Below are 2,356 nucleotides of genomic sequence, written 5' to 3'. Positions count from 1 at the left end.
GCAGCATCGAGCGCTCGCCCCGGGCCCGCCGCAGCAGGGCGCCGAGCCGCTGCCCGCGCTCGACCTCTTCGTCCGTGAGTGGCAACCTGACCATGCGGCCGATTCTAATACCGGGATAGTATTCCCGGGATAGTTATTGGTACGCGAGAGAAGGCGCCGCCGTGATCGAGATCCTGGACCCCACCGACCTGCCGCGCGCCCGCCGCACCGGCGCCCTGGTCGCCGACATCCTGCACGAGCTGCGCGGCCGCAGCGCCGCCGGGGTCAACCTGCTGGAGATCGACCGGTGGGCGCAGACCATGATCATCGACGCGGGCGCCGAGTCCTGCTACGTCGACTACGCGCCCTCCTTCGGCCGCGGCCCGTTCGGCCACTACATCTGCACCTCCGTCAACGACGCCGTGCTGCACGGCCTGCCGCACGACTACACGCTCGCCGACGGCGACCTGCTCAGCCTCGACCTGGCCGTCTCCCTCGGCGGCATCGTCGCCGACTCGGCCATCAGCTTCGTCGTCGGCGGCGCGCCCACCCCGGAGGACCAGGCCCTGATCACCGCCACCGAGCAGGCCCTCGCCGCGGGCATCGCCGCGGCCGGCCCCGGCGTGAGCACCGGCGACATCTCGCACGTCATCGGGACCGTGCTGAGCAACGCGGGCTACACGGTGAACACGGAGTTCGGCGGGCACGGCGTCGGCTCGACCATGCACCAGGACCCGCACGTCGCCAACACCGGCCGCCCGGGCCGCGGCTACCGGCTGCGCCCCGGCCTCCTGCTGGCCCTCGAGCCCTGGATCATGGCCGACACCGACAAGCTCGTCACCGACGCCGACGGCTGGACCCTGCGCAGCGCCACCGGCGGCCGCACCGCCCACAGCGAGCACACGGTCGCCATCACCCCCGAGGGCGCCGAGATCCTGACTCTGCCGTCTGCCCGGTCTTAGGGCCTGCTTCACAACTGGAGGCCGGGCTGCGGCGGGCCCAGATCCCGCCTGCGCACGTCCCGTGGAAGCCGGGATACAACACCGGTATCCAGGCTTCCACGGGCCGCACGCAGCCGAAATCTGGACTCCGCCTCGCTCCGACCCCAGTTGTGGATCAGACCCTAATCGAGATATTGCGCCAGGGCGTCACGTTGCTGGGCGAGGTCACGCAGTTGCGCGTCGAGCTCCGCGCGCTTGTCCTCGAACCGGCTCCGCTGCTTGTCGCACATCGAGAACTCGGGAACAGGGCCGGAGGTGCAGGGCAGCAGGCTGCGCGTCGTCTCGGAGTTGAAGCCGAGGCGCAGGAGCGTCGTGATGTGGCGCACGACCATCGGAGCGTCGTCGCCGTACGCGCGATATCCGTTGCTCGTGCGCTGCGGAACCAGCAGCCCCTGCTCCTCGTAGTAGCGCAGCGCCCGCCTGCTGACTCCGGTCCTGTGGGCCAGTTCTCCGATCCGCACTGACAACTCCTCGCCTTGACCTTCACGCCGGCGTCACCCCGTACGGTCGCGCCATGATCCCGTCAACACCGGCGGCGAGCCCGGATCTTCCGCCTCGCCGCGTCCACATCGTGCACGGCTTCCGGGCGACTCCCGAGTCCCACTGGTTTCCCTGGCTGCGGGGCGAACTGGCCGCCCGCGGCAGCGACGCCCGGATCATCGCGCTGCCCGCCGCGGAGGCGCCCGCCGCCCCGGCCTGGCACCAGACCCTCGCCGCGGCGATCCCCGAGGTCGACTCCGAGACCTGGATCGTCGCGCACAGCCTGGGCGTCATCAGCGTGCTGCGCCGGCTGGCCGACCTCGATCCGCCCTGGACCCTGGGCGGGCTCATCGCGGTGTCCGGCTTCACCGGGAGATTGGCCGCGCTGCCCGCCCTCGACGCCTTCCTGGCCGAGGACGCCGACCTCACGGAGGTGACACCCAGAATCTCGCACCGGCACTCGATCTACTCCGACAACGACATGCTCGTCCCGCGGGCCGCCTCCGCCGCGCTGGCCGCCCGGCTGGGGTCGCAGACCCACGTCGTTCCCGGAGCGGGCCATTTCCTGGCCGCCGACGGATTCACCAGCCTGCCGGCGATCACCCGGATTCTGGGCGTGTCGCCACCGCCGGGGCCTTGACCGCACCGCCGCCGCGCACGCTTCGGCCGGGCCGCAGCCGCCGCGCACGCTTCGGCCGGGCCGCAGCCGCCGCGCACGCTTCGGCCGGGCAGCAGCCGCCGCGCACGCTTCGGGCGGGCCCGGGGGCGACCCGGCCGAGCCGCCAGGGGCGACCCGGCCGGGCCGGCGGGGATGCTCCTATGGATGTCAAGCGGCGAGTTCATGATCTTCAGCTGTGATGATCTGATAGACCTCCCGGGCGACGTAACGCTTGAGA

The 2,356-nt window shown here is 71.8% G+C and carries 3 protein-coding genes; 2 read left to right on the top strand and 1 reads right to left on the bottom strand.

The genetic code is table 11. The annotated features are described in order from the left end of the window. Window positions 1-161: 161 nt before the first annotated feature. Window positions 162-941: a type I methionyl aminopeptidase gene (gene map, locus RBH18_RS43645; RefSeq protein WP_306216403.1), complete on the top strand. Its 780-nt coding sequence runs from the start codon at window positions 162-164 to the stop codon at window positions 939-941. A gap of 161 nt (window positions 942-1,102) precedes the next feature. Here map and RBH18_RS43640 read toward each other — a convergent pair whose 3' ends face one another. Then, window positions 1,103-1,441: a MerR family transcriptional regulator gene (locus RBH18_RS43640; protein WP_306216402.1), complete on the bottom strand. Its 339-nt coding sequence runs from the start codon at window positions 1,439-1,441 to the stop codon at window positions 1,103-1,105. Window positions 1,442-1,494: 53 nt separating this feature from the next. On the opposite strand from RBH18_RS43640, the gene RBH18_RS43635 reads away from it, so the two are divergent. Beyond that, window positions 1,495-2,100, top strand: a complete 606-nt coding sequence (locus RBH18_RS43635) for an RBBP9/YdeN family alpha/beta hydrolase (protein ID WP_306216401.1) — start codon at window positions 1,495-1,497, stop codon at window positions 2,098-2,100. Window positions 2,101-2,356 lie beyond the last annotated feature (256 nt).

This window comes from Actinoplanes oryzae, assembly GCF_030757795.1.
GTDB lineage: Bacteria > Actinomycetota > Actinomycetes > Mycobacteriales > Micromonosporaceae > Actinoplanes.
Note: the sequence above shows the minus strand (reverse complement) of the source record. Positions and strands in the feature narration are given on the sequence as shown.